Here is a 25,888-nt window from a genome sequence, read left to right as displayed (position 1 = left end):
AATTAATTTTTTTTACCAATATGTACAGCTGCAGCACCGCCGCTATATGGTTTGTATTTCACTTCTTTGAAGCCAGCTTGCTCAAACATTTTAGCTAGCTCCCTCATCCCTGGAAAATTACGTGCTGACTCATGAAGCCAAGCATATTCTCGATAGCTTTTTGCAAGCAATTTACCAAACATCGGCATAATAAAGCGAAAATAAAAATAATAGAGCTGTTTATAGCCAATTAGTGTAGGTTGTGATGTTTCTAGACAGACAGCGATTCCACCTGGCTTTACTACACGGTGCATTTCTTTTAAAACTTGCAGGTAATCAGGGACATTCCTTAAACCAAAGCCAATCGTTACATAATCAAAACTATTATCAGGAAAAGGGAGCTCCATTGCGTTTCCATGTACTAACTCAACCTGTTTTAACCCAAGCTCTTTAACCTTTTCAATACCCACATTAAGCATATTTTGGCTAAAATCCAATCCTGTAACTCCACCTGTTGGACCAACCGCTTCTGCTAAGGCTATTGTCCAATCAGCAGTACCACAGCAAACATCGAGAGCTTTTGAACCAGGCTGTACATTCATTTTTTTCATCGTGTCTTTCCGCCACTTGATGTGCTGTTGAAAACTGATAACAGAATTCATTTTATCGTAGTTATCAGATATCTTTTCAAACACATTGTGAACTCGCTGTTCTTTCGATTCCTGCATGATTTTATTACCCTTCTTCCACAAAAGTTTTTGCATTTGGCTGGTATTGGCTTAAGATTGATACAACCCTTTTCTCAAGTAATTCATTTAAGTATGGCAACTGTTCTAATCCCTTTTCAATAACTTCTTTTGACCTTGCAAGATGATGGTCGCAACACAGAAATAAGTGATTTTGCTGTTCCCTAGACAACTCTTTCGCCTTATTATTATTGATTGGGAAAACAATTGATTTTAAGGCTTCGAACAATACCGAACTTCCTGTTTGTAAAAATTGACGTTTTTCATGAAGTAAACGTTTAAATAAAAGCAGGTTTTTTAGAAAATCATTCCATAAATCCACTTTAAAATACTCGGAAAGATGGGCAAGTAAGGAACTTTCAATCAGCCCAATACTTGTCATTAGCTCTTCTATGTCTAAAATTTCATTTTGATATACAGAAATTTTATTTTCATTGACTTCTTTAATTCCTCTAGAAAGTGCCTTGATCATCATTATATCTTCCGAATCTGCTAGAAGCTTATAATATAAACCACTAAAATAATCGCCTGCTAGAACGGTTAATTGACGATTTTTTTCTTCTACAGATGCATCTGTAATATGTTCATGGGTATCAAGGGCAATTTGAATTAACATTGTTGACAAGGCGTAGTTCTGCATATCACTGTATGACAATTCGAGGCGATCCATTATTGAGACTAGAAGAAGCAGTTTATCTTCGTCAATAATCGGAATTTCAATATAATTAAGCAAGTATGTGTCACAAACTCTTTTTTCGACCTGCTCTCTAATATTTGTGAATTTTTGTCGAATGTCCAGCAATTTAATCACCCTTGCTTCCCCGAAGTAATGTCTTTATGTATTCTTATTTCCTATTTGCATAGTAAAATTCATGCCGTTTAATAAAGAAAAGCCTAACCATTCTCTAAAAACAAGGCAGACACCATTATATCATAAAAGGTTTTCTTTAGGCAGAAATTCACAAAATAATCATTTACGCTCATATGAAATAAGATGAAAACAATGTGATTCGAACTGATTATCTTATTTTTTCAATTCACTTTCTACTTCACCCAGATGAGTAAGAATTTTCGCATTTCCCCTGATTTTTATAGCAGAAGTATGCTCAGTAAATTGAGCTATAAGCACTTCTCCTTTATCCAGCTTCTCAGAATGATGAAATTTTGTATCTGTGCCCCTTGTTAAGCCGATAACACTGACACCATCATCAATCGCTTTAATAACTACATACTCACCATTTTGTGGATAGCGTTTCTCCATTTGATCACCTCAAATACTTTAGGTAAATTAGACTAATATTTTATTAAAGATAGCACTTCAGCCCGAGCAATCGCATCGTCAGCAAGAACACCGCGGACTGCAGTGGTTACTGTTTTAGACCCTGGCTTTTTTACACCGCGCATGGTCATACACATATGTTCCGCTTCGACAACCACCATCACTCCGTGCGGTTCTAATTTTTCCATCATGCTATCAGCAATCGTGGAAGTAATCCGTTCTTGGAGTTGAGGTCTTTTTGCTACGGCTTCTACAGCTCTTGCCAATTTACTCAATCCAGTAACATGACCATTTTTCGGGATGTAGGCTACATGTGCTTTACCAAAGAAAGGAACGAGATGGTGTTCACACATAGAATAAAAAGGGATATCTTTAACCAATACCAATTCTTCGTGATCTTCACTAAAGATGGTTTCAAAATGCTTCTTCGGATCCTCATTTAATCCACTAAAAACTTCTTCATACATTTTTGCTACACGTTTAGGTGTATCAAGCAGTCCTTCGCGGTTTGGGTCTTCACCGATTGCTTCTAATATTAAACGTACCGCTTCTTCAATTTGGGCACGATTCACTTGTGACATATTAAAATTCCCCCTATTGTTCAGTCAAGTATATATGACAAATACATATTAGCACAATCTTTTTAGTTCAAGCAAAAAAGTAGAAAAAAGGCCATGGACTTTACCATGACCTTTTTACTTAAGCATTCGCCTCTTGCAATAAATTTATGTAATTATTTTACTGCGTCTTTAAGCGCTTTACCTGGTTTAAAAGCTGGAACTTTGCTAGCAGCGATTTCGATTTCCTCACCTGTTTGAGGGTTACGACCTTTACGAGCTGCACGCTCACGTACTTCAAAGTTTCCAAAACCGATTAATTGTACTTTATCACCATTTTTTAAAGCATCTAAAATCGCATCAAAAACAGCATCAACTGCTTTAGTAGCGTCCTTTTTTGAAAGCTCGCTTGCTTCAGCAACTGCATTAATAAGTTCTGTCTTGTTCATGCCATTCACCTCCTCCCAAAGAAATTATCAAGATTCGTAAATAAGATTACTTATCTACATTTCTAAACAATTTTTCTGATTTCTATACGTCATAGCTCGGTTTTATTACCAAAGTAACCTTAAATAACTAAATTGGTAACTCAAATCTATTTTTTCAAGGAAAACCCTTATGAAATAAGGGTTCAAACACTATAACGTAATTCAGTTTAAAGATTATCATAATCAATTCAGCATATCAAGAAGATTTCATTAAATAATGGTAATCTTTTCTTTTGTTCAACAAAATTCTACTTATTTTGCCCATTTTGGTAGATTTTTCCAACTATTGTCCGTGAAAACAAAAATACGACACCCTCATTTCCACAAAAAAAAGACCCCGATTAGGAGTCAGAGCCTATAGAATAATGGCAATTAAGCCGCCTGAGCCTTCGTTGATAATTCTCTCTAACGTTTCTTTAAGTTTATATCTTGCATTTTCTGGCATTAAGCTCAGCTTTGCTTGGATACCCTCACGAACAATGGAGCTTAAGCTGCGGCCAAAGATGTCTGAATTCCAAATGGATAACGGGTCATCTTCGAAATCCTGCATTAAGTATCTTACAAGCTCCTCACTTTGTTTTTCCGTACCAATAATTGGGGCGAATTCAGATTCCACATCCACTTTGATCATATGAATCGATGGTGCTACAGCACGAAGCCTTACGCCAAACCGGGCACCTTGACGAATAATTTCCGGCTCTTCAAGACTCATATCAGAAAGTGTTGGTGAGGCAATTCCGTAACCCGTTTGTTTCACCATTTTTAAGGCATCAGCAATGTGATCATACTCTGCTTTAGCATGGGCAAAATCCTGCATTAATTCGAGCAGATGATCTTTCCCGCGGATTTCTACCCCAACGATTTCTTTTAATATATCATCATACAATTCATCTGGGGCAATTAAATCAATTTCAGCAACCCCTGAGCCCATTTCAATTCCTGCTAATCCAGCTCTTTCAATAAATTCAAACTCACTAAAATGTTGGACAACTCGATCAACATCTCTTAATCTCTTGATATCTTTTACAGTTTCCTTGACAGCATCTTGATAGCTTTCACGAAGCCAATGATTTTCTCTTAGAACCATAACCCAGCTTGGCAAATTCACATTGACTTCAAGGACAGGGAACTCGTAAAGTGCTTCACGGAGGACATTCAGAACATCACTGTCGCGCATACTTTCAACACTCATGGCAATTACCGGGATATCATATTTTTCTGCTAAACTCGATCTTAGCGTTTCAGTGCTTGGATGGTAGGGCTGAGCACTGTTAACAACCATGATGAACGGTTTGCCAACTTCCTTCAGTTCGTTAATAACTCTTTCTTCTGCCTCAATATAGTTACTTCTTGGAATCTCACCTATTGTCCCATCCGTTGTAACAACCACACCAATAGTGGAATGCTCCTGAATGACTTTCCTAGTGCCAATTTCAGCAGCTTCATGGAAAGGAATTGGTTCCTCATACCATGGGGTAGTAATCATTCTTGGTCCATTTTCATCCTCATAGCCTTTAGCACCTGGCACTGTATAACCAACACAATCAACTAGCCTAATATTGACATTTAATCCATCATCAACATGAACAGTTGCTGCTTGATTAGGCACGAATTTCGGTTCAGTTGTCATAATTGTTTTTCCTGCAGCGCTTTGAGGCAGTTCATCCAGTGCCCGTGACCTCTCAGCTTCACTGTTTATATTCGGTAACACGACCAGCTCCATAAATTTTTTAATAAATGTAGATTTTCCAGTCCGTACTGCTCCTACTACCCCTAAATAAATATCACCGCCTGTTCTTTCGGCAATATCTTTAAAAATATCAACCTTTTCCAAGTGATCCCCTCCCGATCATAGAGTAAAGTGGGATTAAACATCCATTTTAGGTATTTTTGGACAGTATATGTTTATGACGTTGTCCTATAATGTTATGACACTTTTCGAAAACTTTTTTACCCCCTTATTAAAAATTCACTAAGTTCTCTTGTATCTGTAGTGTCTGAACATTTGATTTAATGGAGGGTTTCAATATATTTTTTTCTTTGGCATTAGCAAAAAAAACCCTTCTCCTACAATATATTTCATAGGAAAAGGGTTATGACTAAATATAAGAATAAGCACATTATTCTTCTAAAAATACTGGTTCTTTCGTCTTAGAATCCCATGTATATGGCAAGGAATAGGCAGGCACAAACATTGAATCATTCACTAAAATTGAGCGAATATCCTCCCCTGATTTTACCTTCTCGTCCGTTTTTTTCATTGCTTGGTATAAATCCGGGCGATAATCTACATATACTTCTGCACTACCAGTTATGACAAAAGATAAATTTTGATTAGTAAACGGACTGACAATGAAAGGATCCTTTTTATATCCTAGCTGTTTAAAATCAAGGGAAAAAACATTTTTAGCAATTTGCTTTTTATATGGTGGATACCCTTTTGTTTTAATTCGTAATTTAATATCTCGTATCACATCTGTTATTCTTAAATCAAATAATTTTACAGTCGGCTTGGTCTCCACATCTACGAGTACATATTGGAAGACCCCCCCATTTTCATAAGCATTTCCTGGCGGCTCCGCGATATATTTTGGAGTGATTTTTTTAAATTCAATTGGATACTTCTGATAAATCGGCGTTTCCGCTTCTTTTGTTTTTATTGGAAGGATTCCGCTATTTTCCTCTCTAAAGGCATCCACAGCGGTTTGAACAGCTTGAATTTGATCTCGATAAGGGATTTGATTCTTCGCTAATTCCTCTTGAGGATACATGCATCCTGCCAGTAAAAAAGCGGTTAAAGCTAGAAAACAACCGAGCACATTCCATTTCATTTGATCACCACTTTATTTATGTATTTAACCCTGATTATGTTAAGAAAACTATAAGAAGCGTTAGGCCAGAAACAATCATTAATAAGTAAGCGATAATTGCAGTAATAATTCGAAATACTCCTTTTAACTTATATCTGCTGAAATAAATTGTCATAATCGCAAGGAACATAAACCCCATTCCAGCAATTGACACCCACATTTTAAACATTGCTGGTGACACACTAAACTCCCCCTTTTTCGAAAATTAATTATATCACAAGCTATAACTTTTCTAGAAAAATTTTAAACTAAAACCTTTCATGTTCTCTTCCTCACCAAAAAAAAACCGAAGTAAAGAGGGGCGAATTCTTTACTTCAGCTTTAAAGACTAAATAACCCATACTCCAGCGTCAAACTACCAGGTTGCTTCGTTGCATTGTATGCAATCTAGACACAAAGCGCCTCTTTAGAACGCCTATTTATTAATAAAAATATTCATGAGCAGTAACACTGCCCGCCCCCATTTAATGACATTTGGGACATTTTTTAGTCTTCAATATTCCTTTCATCTAAAACATTAACCAAATCTTCCATTTCGTGGGTCTTTCCACGTGCCATTAATACATCTACAGCGTCTATTGCGTTCTTCCCGTTAAATAAGACATCATATAGCGCAAAGGTTATTGGCATATTTACATCATACTTTTTCGCTAACTGATAAGCCGCTTTGGTGGTTCTCACACCCTCTACAACCATCCCCATGTTATCCAAAACCTCATTAAGGGTTTTCCCTTTACCTAATAGGTTTCCCGCTCTCCAGTTCCTTGAATGGACGCTTGTACATGTAACAATTAAATCACCTATTCCTGCTAGGCCTGAAAAAGTTAATGGATTGGCTCCCATTTTGGTACCTAGACGAGCAATTTCAGCTAATCCTCGTGTCATTAAGGCTGCTTTTGCATTATCACCATAACCAAGTCCATCTGTAATACCCGCTGCAAGTGCAATAATATTTTTTAATGCACCACCTATTTCAACACCGATGATATCTGAATTCGTGTACACTCGAAAATTGTTGTTGATGAATAAATCCTGTACTTTTTCTGCGGCAGCCATATTTTCTGAAGTAACGGTTACCGTTGTTGGGTGACGAAGGCTTACTTCTTCAGCATGACTAGGACCAGACAGAACAACGACACCTTTTAGCAATTCTTTGGGCATTTCTTCTCTTATTATTTCTGATATACGCATTAATGAATCAGGTTCGATTCCTTTACTTACGTGTGCGATCAAAACCGGACCAGCTTGCACGGTACGGATTTTTCCAATTACCTCACGGATTGCTTTCGTGGGAACAGCTAATATAATTGTATCCACTCCCGCTAATGTATCACTTAATGAAGCATACCCCACAATTAATTCTGAAAGAACGATCTCAGGCAAATATTTCTTATTTGTGTGCTCTTCATTAATTTCTTTCACCTGAACCTCGTTATGGCTCCAAAGACGGACTTCATGTCCATTGTCCGCAAGGACCATTGCCAATGCGGTTCCCCAGCTTCCAGCTCCGATAACAGCTATTGCAGTTTTAGTAGCATTCAATTTAAATCACACCCACCTTATCTTTTATTTTCTTTCTCTTGCAAAAATTTTGATAGGAGTTCCTTCAAATCCAAAAGCATCTCTAATTCTGTTCTCTAGGAAGCGTTCATAGGAAAAGTGCAATAATTCAGGTTCGTTTACAAACACAACAAAGGTCGGCGGTTTAACAGCCACTTGGGTTGTATAATATAATTTTAAGCGTCTGCCATTGTCTGTTGGGGTCGGATTCATTGCTACTGCGTCCATGATGACATCATTAAGGACACTTGTTTCAACCCTCATCGAGTGGTTTTCACTAGCAGTGTTGATCATTGGCAGAAGTGTATGGATTCGTTTTTTTGTTTTTGCGGATAAAAACACAATTGGAGCATAACTAAGAAATAAGAAATGTTCCCTGATCTTGTGTTCAAGTTCCTTCATGGTCTTCTCATCTTTTTCAATAGCGTCCCACTTATTTACAACAATAACGATAGCCCTGCCGGCTTCATGTGCATACCCAGCTATCTTTTTGTCCTGTTCAATGATTCCTTCTTCGGCGTTAATTACAACAAGAACAACGTCAGAACGTTCAATTGCCCTTAGTGCACGGAGGACACTATATTTTTCCGTACTCTCATATACCTTACCTTTTTTCCTAATTCCTGCTGTATCAATTATGACATATTTTCCCCCATTAAATGTATATGGAGAATCGACTGCATCACGAGTTGTACCGGCAATATCACTTACGATTACACGTTCTTCGCCTAATATAGCATTTACCAATGAGGATTTCCCTACATTTGGCCGCCCAATTAAGGAAAATTTGACTACATCTTCACCATATTCAATAGGTTTGTTTTTTGGAAAATGTCTTGCTGCTTCATCCAATAAGTCACCTAACCCTAGTCCATGTGCCCCTGAAATTGGAATAGGCTCACCAAACCCTAATGAATAAAAATCATAGATATCTTCACGCATTTCAGGATTATCTATTTTATTTACAGCTAATACAACCGGTTTTTTAGACTTATATAATATTTTTGCCACTTCTTCATCGGCTGCTGTTACCCCTTCTCGTCCATTTGTTAAGAAGATAATAACATCAGCCTCATCAATCGCAACTTCCGCTTGTTGGCGGATTTGCTCTAAAAAAGGTTCGTCACCAATATCTATACCACCAGTATCAATCACGTTAAAGTCATGTGTTAACCACTCACCTGAACTATAAATACGATCTCTTGTAACTCCTGGAATGTCCTCAACAATGGAAATACGTTCACCGACAATTCGATTAAAAATAGTTGATTTTCCTACGTTGGGCCGTCCTACAATGGCAATAACAGGTTTAACCAATTACAATCGCCATCCTTTCTTTTCTATAATCAAATACAATTTAGTATGTTAGCATAGAGTGAAACTTCCTTCAGTGGGGGTCTTACTTCCCGTTAATGCGGGATAATTCCCTATAGTTCTTATTAAGTAAAGAAACCCTTCTGTCATCTAGAAGGGCCTAACTATATTATATTATCAATGAAACTCCTTTCCCGCAATGGGGAAGCTTGACAAGATTCTAAATTACGAGGATTTTTGCTTTCCTTTTTCAAAGAAATGAAAATGATTTTGCAATATTGTACCAGCGTTTTCCAATGTACTCCATCCTGCAAGCAAAAGTGCCGTTAACGAACAAACATCTAAATAGGCAAATTCCCCAATCAAATAGGGAAATTGGAATTTATTTAATATATATGCATATAAAATCTCTCCCTGCATTCCACCTGCAAAAATTATGATCAATCTCCCTTTTAAAGTTTTTTGCAATAGTATGGCTAAATACCACAATGCTATACCCATCATCCATTCCTTCTTAAAAACGATCCAAATTGGATCAAATATCTCAAATAAATGGAAGGTTACATATGCGATTGTTATTATGAATGAACAAATAAAAAAGTAAATTATTCCTCCTCGTTTTTCCTGGCTAATGAATAAATAACAGATACCTAAAATAAATAATCCACTTGCTTGTATTTCAAATTCACCTACCATAAATTGAATATTTGATAATATTAGTGCAATTAAAACGATAGCAGCAAGTTTAACTCGAAATGGGTTTTGTTTTTCTAAAATAAATGTTAAGTAAATCCAAAAGGCCCAACAGCTCCAATAAAAGAGTAACCCTTCCAACTCATACACCTCCTATTATTTTCATTATTGGTAATCTTTATGTAGTTTCATACTTCCTTGAATAATATTTCCTGTGTGAATCATCTTATTAAGAGGAGGTGTGTAGGAATGGGAAAAGACCGACAAGAACAAAAGTTACGCGAAAGTAGAAGAGTGGAGTCAGATCGTGATCAGGCATTACATTATCCTGGCTCGACAAAATTATCAAGTCCTGAGGAAGCAAGAGATTTAAATGATGGAAAATATGATAAATAAAAAAGAGCTCTCGCGAAAGCGGGAGCTTTTATTTATTGGTGCGCTGGGCAAATTGTTTTGTATCTATGCCTCTTTGATTTAACCAATGATAGGTTTCGCCAGATATTATTAGTGGTGCATTTTTTAAATCTGAAACTGTCTTTGTACCTAAAGCAGTCATAATCATTTTTAATTCCTCATGAAGGATTTCGATTTCTTTCTGTAACGTTTCTATCCCATCTTTAACAAGAATTTTCAAGAAATAACCTGCCATGCCAACCGCATCTGCTCCAATCGCTATTCCTTTTGCAATATCATGCGCTGACATAAATCCCCCCGAGCCAATGATGGATAGATGATTAGAAACTGACGTTGCTTCAAGAATAGATACACCCGTCGGGATTCCCCATTGATTAAAAAAAGACAGAGATTTTTCCCTGCGCTTATTTTCAATTTCAGCAAAATTTGTTCCCCCAGAGCCGCCCACATCAACCACTTTAACACCAATTGACGAAAGTGAATGAACAGTTTCCTTTGCCATACCGAAACCAACTTCTTTCACAATAACAGGGACTGTTAGCTCTTTAACAATGGATTCAATTCTTTTAAGTGCACCAGAAAAATTCCGATCTCCCTCTGGCATAGTTAATTCTTGAATTACATTTAAGTGTATTTGCAGGGCATTTGCTTCAACCATCTCGATAGCAGCTTTTGCGTCGTCTGGTGAGGCTTCACTCCCTAAATTTGCAATAATAACACCTTTGGGATTCTCTTTACGGACAATTTCATAGGTGTATTTTTGAGTTTTATCTTTTAATGCAGCCATTTGTGACCCAACAGCCATTGTTAAACCGGTATTTTTAGCTACTATTGCCAGCTCTTTATTGATACGATAAGTTTTTTCACCACCACCACCGGTCATGGCATTGATAAAAATTGGCGAACTTAAATAAAGTCCGCCAATTTCATGGTCTAATCCAACATCGAACACACCGATATTCGGTAATCCCTGGTGAATAAATTTTATATCATCGAAAGCTGAAGCATGATGTTTCCTATTATCAAGGGCATAACGAATGTGGTCCCATTTTCGTTCAGATCTAGACACTTAAATCACCATTATTTTCCTAGATTCTTTAATTTATCTCCAATAACTTCTCCAAGCTGAAAGCCTTTTGACTCTTCAGGAAGTTCATAGTCATGGTTTTCCTCATACTCTTTTTCAAGAAGTTCTTTAATGCTTAAGGATAAACGTTGATCTGACTCATTTGCCTCAAGAACTTTGACATCTACTTCCTGTCCTTCTTTTAATACTTCATGTGGTGTACCGATGTGTTTATGGGCAATTTGAGAGATATGAACCAGCCCTTCAACACCTGGAAATACTTCGACAAATGCACCATATGAAACCAATCTTTTCACTTTTCCTTTTAAAACGGTACCTTTTGGTGCTTTTTCGGAAATATTTGACCAAGGTCCAGGAAGTGTTTCTTTAATCGATAAAGAAATCCTTTCATTATCACGATCAACACTCAATACCTTAACCTGTACTTGTTGCCCTTCTTGAACTACATCAGATGGCTTATCGATGTGCTCATAAGATAATTGGGAAATATGAACAAGACCATCAATGCCGCCAATGTCTACAAATGCCCCAAAATCAGTGATTCTTTGAACTGTACCATCGATAATTTGGCCAACTTGAACAGCACTTAGGCGATTTTGTTTTTGTTTGCCTTTTTCTTGTTCTACAACAGCTCGATGAGAAAGAATTAATCGATTCTTTTCCTTATCAAGTTCTACAATTTTAAAGGTTAGGATACGGCCTTTATAATCGCTGAAATCTTCTACAAAATGAGCTTCAACGAGGGATGCTGGTACAAAACCACGAACTCCGAGATCAACAACAAGGCCGCCTTTTACGACGTCTTTAACCTCGGCTTCAAAAACTTCTCCACTTTGGAATTGTTTTTCTAAACTCTCCCATGCTTTTTCTGCATCTACTTTCCTTTTGGATAGGATGATCGCTTCTTCCTCTACTTTTAAAACTTCTAATTCTAATTCATCACCATCTGCGACTGCATCTGATGCTTTTTCAATATGCAGGCTTGAAAGTTCACTGATTGGGATGATTCCATCAAGTTTGCTGCCTTGGATATCCACGAGCACCTGCTTTTCTTCTACTTTAGTAACTTGTCCTGTCACTTTATCCCCGATTTCAAAGTTTCTCACTTCTACTTGATTTAATTCTTCCGACATATGTATTCCTCCTTAATCCATTTACTCCTAAAAATTCTATATATGAACTGGTGAATGCCACGCAGCATACAACATATATAAAACAAACCTAAAAGCAGTGAATTTTCAAAAAAAAACTCTTTCCATTAACTTCTTACAAATAGTCTTTTTTGTCAAGCAGAACCTATTGATGTTCTTTTTTAAGTTTTTCAATCTTTGACATAATTAATTCAGTAACTTGTTCTGCTGAAGCTTTCTCTTTTCTCATTTCTTCCAGGTCAATGGGTTGTCCATAGACGACCTTTAATTTTCGGAAACTTCTATACGGTCCAATAATAGCACAAGGTACAACTGCTGCTGTTGATCTTAGAGCAAAAAATCCCGCCCCGGAAAGTCCTTTTCCTAGTTCCCCATTCTTACTCCTTGTTCCCTCTGGAAAAAGACCGAAAACATGACCATCCTTTAAAATCTTTAAACCTGTTCTAAGTGCTTCACGATCGTTAAATCCCCTTTTAACCGGAAATGCATTGCATTTCCTAACAATATTACCTAAAACAGGAACGGAAAAAATCTCTTCTTTTGCCATATAGTGAATAGGGCGTGGTGCCATGATTCCTACAACCATAGGATCGAAATTATGGATATGATTAGAACAAAGAAGAACCCCACCCTCTTTCGGGAAATCTTCACGTCCGATGGCTTCAATCCTGTACCATGGCTTAAAAACTCCATATATAACTGACCTTGCAAACGCATAAAACGTCACACTTATCCAATCCTTTCGTGCACCAACGTCATTATTTTTTCAACAACATCAGGAATTGTCAAAGAGGTTGTATCAATTTCAATTGCATCATCGGCTTTTTTCAGTGGTGCTATTTCTCTCTCTGAGTCGATTTTATCTCTACGAGCAATTTCTTCTTTCAACTTTTCTAAGTCGGATGGAAATCCTTTTTGGACATTTTCAATATGACGCCTCTCAGCTCTTTCCTCGACACTAGCAAGTAAGAATACCTTTACCTCTGCACCTGGCAATACATGTGTCCCGATGTCCCTACCATCCATTACAACTCCGCCTTCAGAGGCAAAAGCTTGTTGTCTTCTGACCATTTCTTCACGGACCTTCTGATGTTTAGCAACATATGAAGTAGAATTAGTTACTTCAGCAAAACGAATCTCATCTGTCACATCCCGATCGTCTAGATATACTAATTGTCCACTCTCAGAAGGCTGCAATTTAATATCCGTAGATAATAATGTCTCTAATAATGAATCTTCATCTTCTATATTTAGCTGATTAACTATTGCCTTATATGTTAATGCCCGGTACATAGCACCAGTATCGATATATATATAAGAAAGTTTTTCTGCTACAATTTTTGCAACTGTACTCTTACCGGCTGCAGCAGGGCCGTCTATTGCGATTGATATTTTTTTTTCCATAAATCCTCCTATTTGCCATCATGATTATCTCAGATGTTGTCTACTATTTATTTTACCACAAGATATGTCAATGCCTCTTTTATTTACGACTATAAAAATGAAATTTAATGACAATTATAATTATGTTCAATCAAAAGAAAGCAGGCAGGCCTGCTTTCTCATTTTCCTTGGAAGGTTTCAAGAATATCAGTATATGTATTTTCATTTACCCCTTCGTATTTTGTCAATTGTTTTACTTGAGGAAAGACATTCAACTGATGAAAAAATAACTGTGCAAAAAATAGAAAAATAAACTGTATGATGACAACTTTAATTAAAACACTTTCTACCTTTTTCATAACATCCACTCCACCAATCAATATATATTTATTATTGGAGTTATTTGAAAAAAATATAAGGAAAAGCAATTGCTCTTCCTTATATCACGTCTTCATATACCGTCTCAGCATTCTTCATTTTTTCAACATCTTCTTCTACACCGCTTTTTGCATTAATAAAAATACGATAGGTATCATCATCGATGGTCCCAAGGAACTCATAACAAAGCACCTCTTTGTTAAGGTCATTTATTATAATTGCCTGCCGGTCTTCCATTACTTTAAAGTTAGGATTCACCTTTGCTCGGGCTTGTTCTAAAGAAATAGCAGGCTTTTCTATTTTCCTTGTCTGAAAAGATTTTAAATACTCCTCAGCGGATACACCAATAATATCGCCATTGTCCAAAGCAACTTTAACTTTAATCGATTCAGGGTAAATTCTAATACCATTTATTTTTGAAACAAAATTGAAAACACCGATATTGTCATATTGTGTGCTTTCAAATATCTCTAAATCTTTAAAACCTGTTTCTTTTAGAAAAGTCGCCGCCTTATTATCAGCATCATTTAAACTGAGAACTTGTTTTTTTACATCTCGATGGTTAATAAACCAAATTGGGTGTCCCGCTTTTTTGGTAATGTCCATACTGCCTTCATCACCGGTTTTCTTATTTTTTATGGAAACACTATAAAAACCATAATCGGAACCTTTTCCATTTTCAGTAACTTTCACTTCGGAATTCCCATCAATTTTCATATACTTTTTAGCGATCTTAATGGCTTCTTGCTTGGAAATCGTTTTTCCTTTTATTTTTTTAAAATTTTCATCCTTTTTTTGCATATTTACAAAAGTTGGGCCCAAGTCCGATCCTTCATAGCCTGTCACTGTCTTTTCTACAGATTTAAAGCCGTCAATTATTGTATTATCCGTAGATTCCTTGCCAGAAGCCAGGGCAAGTTCAACATCCATCCAGCGAAGGTTATTTTTGAGTACCATATGCTGTACTTTTCGAAGGTCATCCTGAATATCACCAGACTGCTTATAAAGTACCTTTAAAGTGTTGTATTCATCCTTTGACAATGGTTCCTTGTCTAAATCTCTAACAGCGGTTCGATAGCTGAAGTTTCCAATTTTGGCCAAGAATTCCTCCGTCTTGTTAAAAGGTAGTAATGTTAACGGCAGTTGCCCTACATCACTATGTGCTTCTGAAGTAATCCTCCATACCTCAATTAACGATGGAGACAAGGATTGCCTTGAATTCATTGCAAGGGTTGTTCCAATCTTATCGTGTAATAAATCCACTTGATAGGAAAGATCATGGAATGCTCGTTGATAAGTATTTTCTGCATTTATTAATATTGCATTTTTTTCCTGATGTTCTTGGTAGCCCCAATAGGCTGTTCCCGCGACACCTACAGCGAGAACACCTATTAATATTCCTCTAATCAATTCTATTCACCTCTCTACTTGCAAAAAATATGTTTCCCGATTTGTTTTATTTGAGGTCGTCCCCATATCCAGCCGCTAGTAGCAGTATCTGGGTTAAAATAGTATAATGCCTCTCCAGTTGGATCCCAACCATTGATTGCATCTATTACGGCTTTCTTAGCATTTTCATTTGGTGTTAGCCAAATTTGCCCATCAGCAACAGCCGTGAAAGCACCAGGCTCAAAAATTACTCCTGCAACTGTATTAGGAAATGTTGAACTATTTACCCTATTGAGAATAACAGCTGCAACAGCAACTTGACCTGTATAAGGTTCGCCCCTTGATTCTCCATAAACGGCATTAGCCATCAATTGGATATCATTTTGTGAATAACCATTTGGTATGTTAGCAGCTGTTGGCTTTTTGGGTGTCCCATTTTTTGGTGCTGTGTTTTTTTGAGCTGTATTTTCTGGTGGAGCTGTTTTTTTGGGTGTTTGTTTTGCTGGTGCTTTGTTTGTTGGATTAGGGGCACTTTGTTTACTTTCATCTACCCCACCGTAATGTGTAAATTTGTTACCTGAGTTTATTTGTTTTTTTACAAACTGTTCATTGTATTTGCTTGCATTGGCTAGTTTTAATTTTGTTGGCCACCCCGCCAATCCATCAATTGGCAGCCCAAATTCATATTGAAAATTTCTTAACGCCCAATACGTACTCCATCCGAATACCCCATCAATCTCCCCATGGTAAAATCCAATATACTGGAGCCTGGATTGCAGTTCAATGACATCATCACCAACTGCACCTTTTTGGATAATCTGATTAGAGAAAGCTCTGACCTCCTTGCTCTCAATAAAAGAAGATGTCCCAAACATAAGAAAGATTAGTATGAAAAATTTTAGCAGGATTTTTTTCTTTATCATGGAATATTAACCCCCATTGTAAATCTTTTATCAGTAACCCTATTTTTTGTTTAAATGGTGTTTTTATTCCATTTTAATGAGAATAAATAAAAAAACCCTTTACAAGTGAAGGGTTTTTTGGACAGCATATTGTTTTTTCATATGATTGGCACTTAATATTTTAGCTTTTTTCACTTTCCTAAGTCCAAACCACCAAAGAAAAATCATAAAAGGAAAAATAATAAAGAGCCAATTTTCTTGGGAAATTAAGATAAAATCGTATGCACCGTGCAGAAGAAATGGTAAGAGAAGGGAAAATATAACCCATTTAGCTTTATTCCCTTCTGTAAACTTTGCTTTTCCAATATAAAAGCCCATAATTACACCAAATAGAGCGTGACTTGAAACAGGTAATAATGCACGTGTTACCGCATGTTCGATTCCATTAGCTATTAAATAGAAGACATTCTCTATTGTAGCAAAACCAAGTGAAACAGCTACTCCATAGACAATTCCATCAAAGGGTTCATCAAACTCTACATGCTGATAGACAACATAAAAGAGGATAAACCATTTGAAAAACTCTTCAAATAGACCTGAGCTAAGAAACGCATTGAAAAGATCAGATTTAATTATATGTTCTGTTTCAAGTACATGCTGGATAAACATGATTGGAAACACAAGAAGAGCTCCGTACATAAATGTCCTTAGAACGAAGGAAATTGGCTCTGAGTCATATTCATCTTTTAAATAAAAATAACTAAGTAAGGCCAGTCCGGGGGCAATTCCGGCGGATAATATTCCCAGCATGATGAACCTCTTTTCCAATCCATTTTCTTAATCGTATCATGTATTCTCTATAAAGAAAATGAAAGATTCATTCCATTTATTAAGCTGACTTCAACCGTTTGACCTTTGGTTAGCTTAAAATTTAATTTCCTTCAAATTGCTAGCAAGGGCAACAGCCAATTTAATTCTTGCTTTTTTAGAGTCGTTGTCACTCCCTAGAATAACTCCCTTATTAAAAAGATCAAAGGCACTTCCTTCATAATCATAGGTTGTGTATACTGAACCCTCTTCTGCGCTAGTAGTGACAACCAGTTTAATTCCCGCTGCAATAGCTTTTTCAATTTCTTCCATCATTTTAGGGGCAACCTGACCACGTCCCACTCCTTCTAGGACAATTCCAGCAATCCCCGCCTCTCGAGCTGCCTTAATAAATTTCCCATCAGCTCCAATATAGCATTTAATGATTTCGACTTGAGGAATAGATGATTCTATTTGAAAATACTCTCTTTTAATTGGTTTTTGAAAAACATGAACTTGATCGTTATCAATAATGCCAAGATAGCCAAATCCAAATGCATTGAAACCCTGGATATTGGATGCATGTTCTTTTTTTACATATCTTGCAGCAAATATTCGTTCATTAAAAACGACAACGGTGCCAGCATCCCTTAAATCATGAGAACAAGCACAATAAATGGCATGACGCAAATTAATATACACATCGCTGCCTAAATCCTCTGGCGAGCGCTGGGAACCTGTAACGACAACAGTTCTTGGGTCTTTAATTGTTAAATCAAGAAAATAGGATGTTTCTTCCATTGTATCCGTTCCATGTGTGACAACCACGCCTGAAACATCTTCATCCTTAAAATAGTCCTCAATTTTGTTTTTTAATAAAATTAAATCATCAAATGTGATATGAATACTAGCTTTTTGAAAAACAGATTCAATAACGACTTCAATGTCCTTTGGCAAATTACACATACTAGCGAGCTCTTCACCAGTTAACGCACCTGAGGCTAATTTTCCTGAATCTTTATTTGGCTTGCTTGCTATTGTTCCACCTGTTGTTAATAAGACAACTTTTTTCATCATTTTGTCACCCTTTTTGCATCTTTTTCTAGGATTGAGCAAGCAATTTCCCCACCGTGGAACCTGCCATTTTCAATGAATATTTCATTTGCGTTATTTCCTGCCGCAATTACACCTGCTATATATATCCCCTCAATATTTGTCTCCATTGTATCTGCATTAAAGAAGGGGCGCCCTGATTCCCCATCTATTTTTACACCCATGTTCCGTAAAAATTGATGATCTGGATGGTAGCCTGTCATTGCAAAAACAAAATCATTGCTTATCACATTTTCGTTATGGTCTTTTATATATACAACTTGATTTTCCGTTATTTCTTTTAGGGTAGCGTTAAATTCCATCAAAATGGTTCCCGCCCGGACCAACGCTTCAAATTCAGGAAGAATCCATGGCTTTATACTTGGAGAGTATTTTTCACCACGATATAAAACGGTCACTCTCGCTCCAGCCTTCACAAGTTCTATTGCAGCGTCAACACTAGAATTTTTCCCACCAATCACACAAACATCTTTATCATAAAAGGGATGGGCTTCTTTAAAATAGTGAAATACCTTTGATAAATTTTCACCAGGTACCTCCATATAATTGGGATGATCATAATAACCGGTTGCGATGATTACATAGCGGGCACAATAAGTATTTTTATTGGTAAAAACATGAAACAGCTCACCTTGTTTTGATACACTGGTAACTTTTTCAAACGCATTTATTCGTAACTGTTTCCGTTTGGCAACTTCTCGATAATAAACAAGCGCCTGATTTCTTTTAGGCTTATAATGTTCTGTAATAAAGGGTACTTCGCCAATTTCTAATTTTTCTGCTGTACTAAAAAATGTTTGATGTGTAGGGTAGTGATAAATTGAATTCACCACATTTCCTTTTTCAATAATAAGTGGTTTTTTCCCTATATCCTGAACTGCAATCGCCGCTGCTAAACCACATGGGCCACCGCCAACAATAATGATATCTTCTATTTGCATAATAAGTACACCCCTTAAAACAATCATACAGAATAACAAAAAACTCCTATCGTCTATGATAGGAGTTTTTTCACTATGTTTCAATGGATAAGTTTTAAATCCAGCCTCTAAAACGGCTTGCCTCTGCCATTTTTCTAACTCCAACCATATATGCAGCAAGTCGCATATCGACACGGCGTGTTTGGGCAGTGTCATAAATATTGTTAAAGGATTTTATCATTACCTTTTCCAGTTTTTCTTCTACTTCTTCCTCAGACCAATAGTAACCTTGGTTATTTTGAACCCATTCGAAATAAGAAACGGTTACACCACCGGCAGATGCTAATACATCCGGGACAAGGAGAATTCCTCGTTCTGTTAAAATCTCTGTCGCCTCTAGTGTAGTAGGACCATTTGCCGCCTCTACCACAATGCTTGCACGAATATTATGAGCGTTTTCTTCAGTAATTTGATTTTCTATTGCAGCAGGAACAAGAATATCGCATTCAAGTTCTAGCAATTCCTTATTTGTTATCGTGTTATTAAATAATTTTGTAACCGTTCCAAAGCTATCTCGTCTATCCAATAGATAATCAATATCCAAACCATTTGGATCATGCAAAGCTCCGTATGCATCAGAAATTCCAATTACTTTTGCACCTGCATCGTGCATGAATTTAGATAAAAAGCTTCCAGCATTACCAAAACCTTGAATAACAACCCTTGCTCCCTCAATTTGAATACCTTTCTTTTTAGCAGCCTCTTGGATACAGATTGTTACTCCTTTTGCCGTTGCAGACTCACGTCCATGTGACCCTCCAAGAACCAGTGGTTTACCTGTAATAAAACCTGGTGAATTAAATTCATCAATTCGGCTATATTCATCCATCATCCAAGCCATGATTTGCGAATTGGTAAACACATCAGGAGCTGGAATGTCTTTAGTTGGTCCAACAATTTGACTGATTGCTCTTACGTATCCCCGGCTTAATCTTTCAAGCTCTCTAAAGGACATATCACGAGGGTCGCAGACAATACCGCCTTTACCACCGCCATACGGAAGATCGACAATTCCACATTTTAAGCTCATCCAAATTGAAAGGGCTTTCACTTCCGTTTCTGTCACACCTGGATGGAAACGAATCCCACCCTTTGTTGGCCCCACAGCATCATTATGCTGGGCACGGTAACCAGTAAATATTTTTATGGAACCGTCATCCATTCTAATTGGAATTTTAACTGTCATTAAACGTAATGGCTCTTTTAAGAGCTCGTATACCTCTTCAGGATAACCTAACTTTTCAAGGGCTTTATGTATAACGGTTTGTGTCGATTTCAACACATCATGCCTTTCCTCTTGATTAGTCTTTTCATTATCTTTATCGGCTACCATTTGTAATCCTCCCTAAAAAAATGCTACGAATGTTGTCAGCTTTCAGACACAAGTATACACCTTTAATTGATTTATGCAAGAGGAAAAAACAACTACCTGAACCATTATGTAAACGTTGCCAATTGCATTTTTAAAGGATTTCTAAAAATTGCAATGGCTACAAATTATATCTTAAAAGCTTTTAATGATTGAAAGGGCGGTGGTTGCCCTCTTCTAACTTACTTTCTTAAAAAGAAGCTAAATTACTTGAAATATTGAAGAATAGTTTCCACCGCATTATTTTCGATTATTCGTTTCCCATACTCAGCTAAAACGTACGGACTTAGAATAGAAGCATTACCAAATTCAGATAAAACACAAGCTGCCTTAATATTATTTTCAGTTTCTAAATTATTCATTACTAAATAATAGCGGTTATGCATTGCATATAGGCTTCCACCAAAAATATTGACAGTGGACAGTCTTTTTGAAAGACCAATTATATCCTCAAAATCATCAAACTCATACAATAGGTCCTCAAAACCTTCCATCCTTACTTGCATTTCAATAAATCCATCATATAGAATTTCCTCATCTTCAATTGCTTCATCAACGGTAATGATCAATATCATCCCTTGAGCCTGGAGGGAGAACACCTCTACCGCCACAGAACCTTGGATATCAACGTCAAATTCCTCACTTGCCTCTTCCACCAAATCATGAAAAAGCTGATTCCATTTTATGGAGTCTTTCCAAATATCTTCTTTGGAGAGTCCCCTGTCAAATAAATCATCAGAGGTTAGAAAAATTTTTATTTTATTGGCCGTTAAGCGTTCTAAGCGCATGATTTTGCCCCCTGCCGTGACATAACTCTTGTTTTCAGTGTATGCCCTGGGGTCCTGTTGGTGAATTGTCTATATTTATCCTTCCATATCAGAATTCCACTTTAGTGTAATCAAGTGACATTCAGCAGGTGCCCCCAACCTTAAAGGGATGGTAGTGGTACCATAACCATTACTAATAAGAAGAATGGTATTATCTAATCTTTTTATTTTCCCTCTTTCATGTGGACTATATCCTAAAATATGAATTTGCCCCCCGTGGGTATGACCACATAACACTAAGCGAATTTCATGTTCAGTAAGAATCTTATTTGTAATATCAGGATAATGGCTTGCTAGAATTTTAAAACTTTTCTCTTCTGCATCTAGTAAGGCTAAATCCAGACGATCTCGGTCTTGCTTTAAATCATCTACACCAAGTAAACAAAATTTTTCACCCTCTGCTGATTCAAAAGTCACAGCGGTGTTATCTAATATTTTAATACCTAACTCCAGGAGGATGGCATCTAATTTATGATAATCTACTTCATAATCATTGTTTCCCCATACAAAGTAGACAGGACCAATTTGCTTTAGTTTCAACAAGTTTGCTTTAACTTTCTCAAAAGGAACCCCTTTTTCTGTTAAATCTCCCCCGATTACAACTATATTTGCCTTCCCCTTAACAGGGTTAATAATTTTATCAGATATCTTTCTCCTATGAATATCCGATATAAAAAAGATCGAAACACTGCCAAGAGATTTAGGAAAGTCAGAAAAAGATAATTCATGTTCTATTACTTTATTTAAAAATGCTTCACGTAACATATATATAAGAAGACATACACCACCGATAAACAGGACAACTAAACTAATAACCATATTTCCTTTTCCCCATTTCTTAACTTAAAGTTCAATGGAAATCATACCATAAAAAAGACTTAAACTAAAAAAGACAAGGGTTTGCTCCCATCCCATTTTAAAAAGAAGGAAAAAAATAAAAAAAAGGAAGAGATATTCCAAGAAAAGATTCATACCTAATTTTTCTCGTTTCTGCCCCATTTTTCTTGTCCTATGTAACAGCTCACGAATAACTTTTCCGGTAACGAGAAATCCAATAAAAAAAACCACTGAAGCTATAAAAAATTTTAATGGATTTATTACAAGCCCTATAAAGAACTCAGAAAGGACAAATGGATGAGGAATCGTAATCCATTTAATGAGCAGATATCCACTTAGAAAAATAACCAAATCCGTCAATACTTTTTTATACATAAAAATCCCTCCCATACAATGTATGAGAAGGATTGAAAATATTACCTAATTCAGTTATTGGTCCTCTTCGATACTTAAAATTCTGAACCCATGTTCTTCCAGCCTCTTTGTAAATTTGTCCATATTGTTCTTCTTTTCAACCTTCATAACAATTCTTCGGACAAGTTTATCAGTTTCATCAAAAGTTCACCTCAAAATTGATTGTCTGCATTATCTATTATACTTCGATAATCCTTAGATAAATCCCATTTATTAAGATAAATGTCATAGTAAAACGAAAAATTCATATTATTAAATGATGTTGAATAAAGGGAGGGCTAAAATGAATACACACTTTAAAACCTATCATCCTTATGCGAGTCCGTTTGACCCTTGCAAGCCAATTCCTGAAAAAACTTACTCTATCCCGCCACATTTATATATGGGCTTTCAACCACCTAATCTTCCACAATTTTCACCGCAAGAAGCATTGAGAGCTGGCACGCTCTGGAAGGACTTCTATGATCCTTGGTACAATTCCTTGGAGAAAGCAAAAGGGGGCCTGCCAACATGAAACAGGTCCCTGCCGAATATTATCAAATAATGGAGCAGCTTCAAACGGTTGACTTTGTTTTAGTAGAACTCACATTATATTTAGATACCCATCCTGATGACCTAGAGGCAATCAATCAATTCAATCATTACGCAAAAGAACGAAAACGTATCAAAAAGGCATTTGAAAGCCAATTTGGTCCATTGCTTCAATTTGGAAATAGCTACTCCGGATATCCATGGAACTGGAAAGATACCCCATGGCCGTGGCAAGTTTAATTAAAGGGAGGGAAGAGCTCAATGTGGGTTTATGAGAAAAAATTACAATACCCTGTTCGAGTCAGTACTTGTAATCCAACCTTAGCAAAATATTTAATTGAGCAATATGGGGGTGCCGACGGCGAACTTGCTGCTGCACTCCGATACTTAAACCAACGATACACGATTCCGGATAAGGTAATTGGCCTTCTAACAGATATCGGTACAGAAGAGTTCGCTCACCTCGAAATGATTGCTACAATGGTCTACAAATTAACGAAAGACGCCACGCCTGAGCAAATGAAAGCAGCTGGATTGGGAGCACATTATGCTGACCATGATAGTGCATTATACTACCATAATGCCGCAGGAGTTCCATTTACAGCAACTTATATAACCGCTAAGGGTGACCCAATTGCAGATTTATATGAAGATATTGCAGCAGAAGAAAAGGCAAGGGCTACCTACCAGTGGTTGATTAACATAAGTGATGATCCTGATATCAATGATAGTCTGCGCTTCTTACGTGAACGGGAAATCATTCATTCGCAACGTTTCCGGGAAGCAGTAGAAATTTTAAAAGACCAACAGGGTAAAAAGACGATTTTCTAATCAAATAAGAAGCAGTTAGTCTGCTTCTTATTTTTTTTCATGATATAAGTTTATGTCATATTTTGTTTTCATCATTTCAAAAACAATGTGACGTGATTTCCATTCTTCTTCTTTTTTCCAATAATCCTTACTGCGGTCGACAATTTCACATCTTAATTCATGATATTCCTTTTCTGCTTTGTCTTTTTTTTCTTTCAGTAAATTCATTGTACCGTACATTCCGACACAAAAAACCAACAATGTTAAATTATTGGAGTCATTTACAAACGCAGAAAACATTGCAGCAAAGGAGTAGGAATAAATACTGGCAACTGTGATATACAAATAGATTAAGAAACTAGCTGCTAAAATAATTGTGGCCCAAATTGAAAGAATATGCCGCTTTTTAAAACGGTCAAATTTTTCTTTTCGTTTTCTTACATTTTCAAGAGCCTGCTTGGTTGCCTGATCAGTATTTTCAAGTAATTGGATTGGAGAATCCATTTTTATCACCCTCCATTTCTCTGTATATACATATGAACTTGTCCCTTCTATTATGTTTTTCTATAAAAAAAAACCGATCACTTTTGGATCGGTTCAGGCTGTCGAGAAACTTTCGACAGCCTCTTATTTTCTACAATAACTTTAACCATTCACCGCGTTAATTTATTATAATATTATTAATATATAGGCTTTGCAACATGTCTGTTGATTTGCGCTCCAGGCACTTCGCTTTCCGCGGGCGTGCCGGGGAGCCTCCTCGGCGCTGAAGCGCCTGCGGGGTCTCTCCTGCCCCGTACTCCCGCAGGAGTCTGCGTGCCTTCCGCGCAAATCAACAGAGCTGTAAAATCAATAATACACTGCTCTTAACACAACCAAACAATAAAAAATTAAGTGGTGAAATCTTTTTTAAACCAAGAGTATCTACCCAAAGTGAATATGAATTTGTTTCTATTGATGAATTGGTTCCTGACAATCACCTTCTTCGTTTAATCGATAAATATATTGATCTTTCATTCCTTCTTGAAAAGGTACGTCCTTATTATAGTGATGATAACGGACGCCCTTCCGATCCCACTATTCTATTTAAAATGATGTTTATTGGTTATATTTATGGCATCCGATCCGAGCGACAATTACAAAGAGAAATTGAAATGAATGTTGCCTACCGCTGGTTTTTAGGCCTGAAATTTAAGGATCCTGTTCCACACGACTCAACGATTAGTTGGAATCGCCAACATCGTTTTAAAGGTACCGATATCTTTCAGGAAATATTTGATGAGATTGTTCTCCAGGCAATGAATCACAAAATGGAAGGTGGTCGTGTCTTATTTTCGGATTCTACTCATTTAAAGGCTAACGCTAATAAACGAGATCTATACGTTTGTCCTAATAATCAAGAATTACCCTACAGTACAACAAACCGTGAGGGTATAAAGAATATAAGTCTGATTCGAAGAAATGTGAAAACTGCCCACTTCTTTCCCAATGTACACGCTCCAAAAATAAGGGAAAAGTAGTGACACGTCATGTTTGGGAAGAGCACAAGGAAAAGGTAAGGGAAAATCGCTTATCTAAATCTGGAACAATGCTTTATAAATTTAGAAAGGAAAAAATTGAGCGAAGCTTCGCAGACTCAAAAGAGCTGCACGGGCTTCGCTATTCCCGGTTAAGGGGATTGAAGAAAGCAAGGGAACAGGCTCTCCTTACGGCAGCCTGCCAAAATATGAAAAAGATTGCAACACAATTAGCAAGGCTAGAAAAAGTGTGTTGCAATTCTTTAGGTTGATTACCTCCCTGTTGATTTCCGCGGAAGGCACGCAGACTCCTGCGGGAGGACGGGGCTGGGGAGACCCCGCAGGCGCTAGCGCCGAGGAGGCTCCCCGGACCGCCCGCGGAAAGCGAAGTGCCTAGAGCGGAAATCAACAGGCCCATTAGCAGGTACAATGAATAATTAAATGCTGAGAATAAAAAATTGCCGAGAAAAATACCCTTTCTCGACAATCTGAA

30 protein-coding genes and 1 pseudogene are annotated in these 25,888 nt (G+C 36.9%); 5 read left to right on the top strand and 26 right to left on the bottom strand.

Features of this window, described 5'->3' with window-relative positions; translation table 11 throughout:
- Positions 1 to 2: 2 nt before the first annotated feature.
- From QF028_RS05620 to QF028_RS05570, 11 genes are all read right to left on the bottom strand, one after another.
- Complete coding sequence (locus QF028_RS05620) at positions 3 to 707, bottom strand: demethylmenaquinone methyltransferase (RefSeq protein WP_168244923.1); 705 nt, start codon at positions 705 to 707, stop codon at positions 3 to 5.
- A gap of 7 nt (positions 708 to 714) precedes the next feature.
- Positions 715 to 1,536 carry a heptaprenyl diphosphate synthase component 1 gene (locus QF028_RS05615; protein WP_429464465.1) on the bottom strand — a complete coding sequence of 274 codons (822 nt, stop codon included), beginning with the start codon at positions 1,534 to 1,536 and terminating at the stop codon, positions 715 to 717.
- Positions 1,537 to 1,749: 213 nt separating this feature from the next.
- Positions 1,750 to 1,986 carry a trp RNA-binding attenuation protein MtrB gene (mtrB, locus tag QF028_RS05610; protein ID WP_168244924.1) on the bottom strand — a complete coding sequence of 79 codons (237 nt, stop codon included), beginning with the start codon at positions 1,984 to 1,986 and terminating at the stop codon, positions 1,750 to 1,752.
- A gap of 32 nt (positions 1,987 to 2,018) precedes the next feature.
- The gene (gene folE, locus QF028_RS05605) at positions 2,019 to 2,585 is read right to left on the bottom strand and encodes a GTP cyclohydrolase I FolE (RefSeq protein WP_429464464.1); all 567 of its coding nucleotides are present in this window, start codon (positions 2,583 to 2,585) and stop codon (positions 2,019 to 2,021) included.
- 152 nt (positions 2,586 to 2,737) lie between these two features.
- On the bottom strand, positions 2,738 to 3,010 hold the full coding sequence (gene hbs, locus QF028_RS05600) for a non-specific DNA-binding protein Hbs (protein ID WP_024030636.1): 273 nt from the start codon (positions 3,008 to 3,010) through the stop codon (positions 2,738 to 2,740).
- Positions 3,011 to 3,404: 394 nt separating this feature from the next.
- Positions 3,405 to 4,883 (bottom strand): stage IV sporulation protein A, encoded by a 1,479-nt coding sequence (gene spoIVA / locus QF028_RS05595; protein WP_098931601.1) that lies wholly within the window; start codon positions 4,881 to 4,883, stop codon positions 3,405 to 3,407.
- A gap of 286 nt (positions 4,884 to 5,169) precedes the next feature.
- Positions 5,170 to 5,880 carry a hypothetical protein gene (locus QF028_RS05590; protein WP_214997562.1) on the bottom strand — a complete coding sequence of 237 codons (711 nt, stop codon included), beginning with the start codon at positions 5,878 to 5,880 and terminating at the stop codon, positions 5,170 to 5,172.
- Positions 5,881 to 5,914: 34 nt separating this feature from the next.
- Complete coding sequence (locus QF028_RS05585) at positions 5,915 to 6,100, bottom strand: DUF2768 domain-containing protein (RefSeq protein WP_088088805.1); 186 nt, start codon at positions 6,098 to 6,100, stop codon at positions 5,915 to 5,917.
- Positions 6,101 to 6,405: 305 nt separating this feature from the next.
- On the bottom strand, positions 6,406 to 7,461 hold the full coding sequence (locus QF028_RS05580; RefSeq protein WP_429464463.1) for an NAD(P)H-dependent glycerol-3-phosphate dehydrogenase: 1,056 nt from the start codon (positions 7,459 to 7,461) through the stop codon (positions 6,406 to 6,408).
- Between the two features lie 24 nt (positions 7,462 to 7,485).
- The gene (gene der, locus QF028_RS05575) at positions 7,486 to 8,796 is read right to left on the bottom strand and encodes a ribosome biogenesis GTPase Der (protein WP_088088807.1); all 1,311 of its coding nucleotides are present in this window, start codon (positions 8,794 to 8,796) and stop codon (positions 7,486 to 7,488) included.
- 222 nt (positions 8,797 to 9,018) lie between these two features.
- Positions 9,019 to 9,627: a YphA family membrane protein gene (locus QF028_RS05570; protein ID WP_429464462.1), complete on the bottom strand. Its 609-nt coding sequence runs from the start codon at positions 9,625 to 9,627 to the stop codon at positions 9,019 to 9,021.
- 108 nt (positions 9,628 to 9,735) lie between these two features.
- Between QF028_RS05570 and QF028_RS05565 the strand changes: the two genes are divergently transcribed.
- Positions 9,736 to 9,882: a YpzI family protein gene (locus QF028_RS05565; RefSeq protein WP_214997559.1), complete on the top strand. Its 147-nt coding sequence runs from the start codon at positions 9,736 to 9,738 to the stop codon at positions 9,880 to 9,882.
- A gap of 28 nt (positions 9,883 to 9,910) precedes the next feature.
- Here the strand turns inward: QF028_RS05565 and fni are convergent, their stop codons facing one another.
- The 14 genes from fni to QF028_RS05495 all read right to left on the bottom strand — a co-directional run bounded on the left by fni (position 9,911) and on the right by QF028_RS05495 (position 22,498).
- Entirely contained in the window at positions 9,911 to 10,969 is a 1,059-nt protein-coding gene (fni, locus tag QF028_RS05560; protein WP_429464461.1) for a type 2 isopentenyl-diphosphate Delta-isomerase, read from the bottom strand.
- Positions 10,970 to 10,980: 11 nt separating this feature from the next.
- The gene (gene rpsA / locus QF028_RS05555) at positions 10,981 to 12,120 is read right to left on the bottom strand and encodes a 30S ribosomal protein S1 (protein WP_429464460.1); all 1,140 of its coding nucleotides are present in this window, start codon (positions 12,118 to 12,120) and stop codon (positions 10,981 to 10,983) included.
- Positions 12,121 to 12,283: 163 nt separating this feature from the next.
- Positions 12,284 to 12,865 (bottom strand): lysophospholipid acyltransferase family protein, encoded by a 582-nt coding sequence (locus QF028_RS05550; protein WP_214997556.1) that lies wholly within the window; start codon positions 12,863 to 12,865, stop codon positions 12,284 to 12,286.
- A 2-nt stretch (positions 12,866 to 12,867) separates the two neighbouring features.
- Positions 12,868 to 13,542 (bottom strand): (d)CMP kinase, encoded by a 675-nt coding sequence (gene cmk, locus QF028_RS05545; protein ID WP_429464459.1) that lies wholly within the window; start codon positions 13,540 to 13,542, stop codon positions 12,868 to 12,870.
- Positions 13,543 to 13,700: 158 nt separating this feature from the next.
- Complete coding sequence (locus QF028_RS05540) at positions 13,701 to 13,880, bottom strand: YpfB family protein (RefSeq protein WP_429464458.1); 180 nt, start codon at positions 13,878 to 13,880, stop codon at positions 13,701 to 13,703.
- 79 nt (positions 13,881 to 13,959) lie between these two features.
- Complete coding sequence (gene ypeB / locus QF028_RS05535) at positions 13,960 to 15,309, bottom strand: germination protein YpeB (RefSeq protein WP_429464457.1); 1,350 nt, start codon at positions 15,307 to 15,309, stop codon at positions 13,960 to 13,962.
- A 14-nt stretch (positions 15,310 to 15,323) separates the two neighbouring features.
- Positions 15,324 to 16,163, bottom strand: coding sequence for a spore cortex-lytic enzyme (gene sleB, locus QF028_RS05530; RefSeq protein WP_429472190.1), 840 nt, complete (start codon positions 16,161 to 16,163; stop codon positions 15,324 to 15,326).
- Positions 16,164 to 16,310: 147 nt separating this feature from the next.
- The gene (gene prsW, locus QF028_RS05525; protein ID WP_098931580.1) at positions 16,311 to 17,000 is read right to left on the bottom strand and encodes a glutamic-type intramembrane protease PrsW; all 690 of its coding nucleotides are present in this window, start codon (positions 16,998 to 17,000) and stop codon (positions 16,311 to 16,313) included.
- 114 nt (positions 17,001 to 17,114) lie between these two features.
- Entirely contained in the window at positions 17,115 to 18,071 is a 957-nt protein-coding gene (locus QF028_RS05520; RefSeq protein WP_429472188.1) for an asparaginase, read from the bottom strand.
- The gene (locus tag QF028_RS05515; RefSeq protein ID WP_429464456.1) at positions 18,071 to 19,051 is read right to left on the bottom strand and encodes a YpdA family putative bacillithiol disulfide reductase; all 981 of its coding nucleotides are present in this window, start codon (positions 19,049 to 19,051) and stop codon (positions 18,071 to 18,073) included. The genes QF028_RS05520 and QF028_RS05515 overlap by 1 nt, the downstream gene beginning before the upstream one ends.
- 94 nt (positions 19,052 to 19,145) lie before the next feature.
- The gene (locus QF028_RS05510) at positions 19,146 to 20,423 is read right to left on the bottom strand and encodes a Glu/Leu/Phe/Val family dehydrogenase (RefSeq protein WP_429464455.1); all 1,278 of its coding nucleotides are present in this window, start codon (positions 20,421 to 20,423) and stop codon (positions 19,146 to 19,148) included.
- Between the two features lie 242 nt (positions 20,424 to 20,665).
- Positions 20,666 to 21,247, bottom strand: coding sequence for a genetic competence negative regulator (locus QF028_RS05505; RefSeq protein ID WP_214718979.1), 582 nt, complete (start codon positions 21,245 to 21,247; stop codon positions 20,666 to 20,668).
- A 75-nt stretch (positions 21,248 to 21,322) separates the two neighbouring features.
- Positions 21,323 to 22,105 carry a metallophosphoesterase gene (locus QF028_RS05500; protein WP_429464454.1) on the bottom strand — a complete coding sequence of 261 codons (783 nt, stop codon included), beginning with the start codon at positions 22,103 to 22,105 and terminating at the stop codon, positions 21,323 to 21,325.
- Positions 22,106 to 22,129: 24 nt separating this feature from the next.
- Positions 22,130 to 22,498, bottom strand: a complete 369-nt coding sequence (locus tag QF028_RS05495) for a hypothetical protein (RefSeq protein WP_429464453.1) — start codon at positions 22,496 to 22,498, stop codon at positions 22,130 to 22,132.
- Between the two features lie 322 nt (positions 22,499 to 22,820).
- On the opposite strand from QF028_RS05495, the gene QF028_RS05490 reads away from it, so the two are divergent.
- Genes QF028_RS05490 through QF028_RS05480 form a run of 3 tightly spaced genes read left to right on the top strand, consistent with a single transcriptional unit; the run spans position 22,821 to position 23,899 of the window.
- Positions 22,821 to 23,051: a spore coat associated protein CotJA gene (locus QF028_RS05490; RefSeq protein WP_429464452.1), complete on the top strand. Its 231-nt coding sequence runs from the start codon at positions 22,821 to 22,823 to the stop codon at positions 23,049 to 23,051.
- The gene (locus QF028_RS05485) at positions 23,048 to 23,308 is read left to right on the top strand and encodes a spore coat protein CotJB (RefSeq protein ID WP_214718971.1); all 261 of its coding nucleotides are present in this window, start codon (positions 23,048 to 23,050) and stop codon (positions 23,306 to 23,308) included. The genes QF028_RS05490 and QF028_RS05485 overlap by 4 nt, the downstream gene beginning before the upstream one ends.
- A gap of 21 nt (positions 23,309 to 23,329) precedes the next feature.
- On the top strand, positions 23,330 to 23,899 hold the full coding sequence (locus QF028_RS05480) for a manganese catalase family protein (protein ID WP_214718968.1): 570 nt from the start codon (positions 23,330 to 23,332) through the stop codon (positions 23,897 to 23,899).
- A gap of 27 nt (positions 23,900 to 23,926) precedes the next feature.
- Here the strand turns inward: QF028_RS05480 and QF028_RS05475 are convergent, their stop codons facing one another.
- Positions 23,927 to 24,382: a YpbF family protein gene (locus tag QF028_RS05475; protein ID WP_214997546.1), complete on the bottom strand. Its 456-nt coding sequence runs from the start codon at positions 24,380 to 24,382 to the stop codon at positions 23,927 to 23,929.
- Between the two features lie 398 nt (positions 24,383 to 24,780).
- Between QF028_RS05475 and QF028_RS05470 the strand changes: the two are divergent.
- Positions 24,781 to 25,667: pseudogene (locus tag QF028_RS05470) on the top strand (transposase).
- Positions 25,668 to 25,888: the final 221 nt, after the last annotated feature.

The organism is Neobacillus sp. B4I6 (genome assembly GCF_050434045.1).
In the GTDB taxonomy this organism is placed as follows: Bacteria; Bacillota; Bacilli; order Bacillales; family Cytobacillaceae; genus Neobacillus.
The sequence above is the reverse complement of the archived record's forward strand: the minus strand, read 5'-3'. Positions and strand labels throughout refer to the sequence as shown.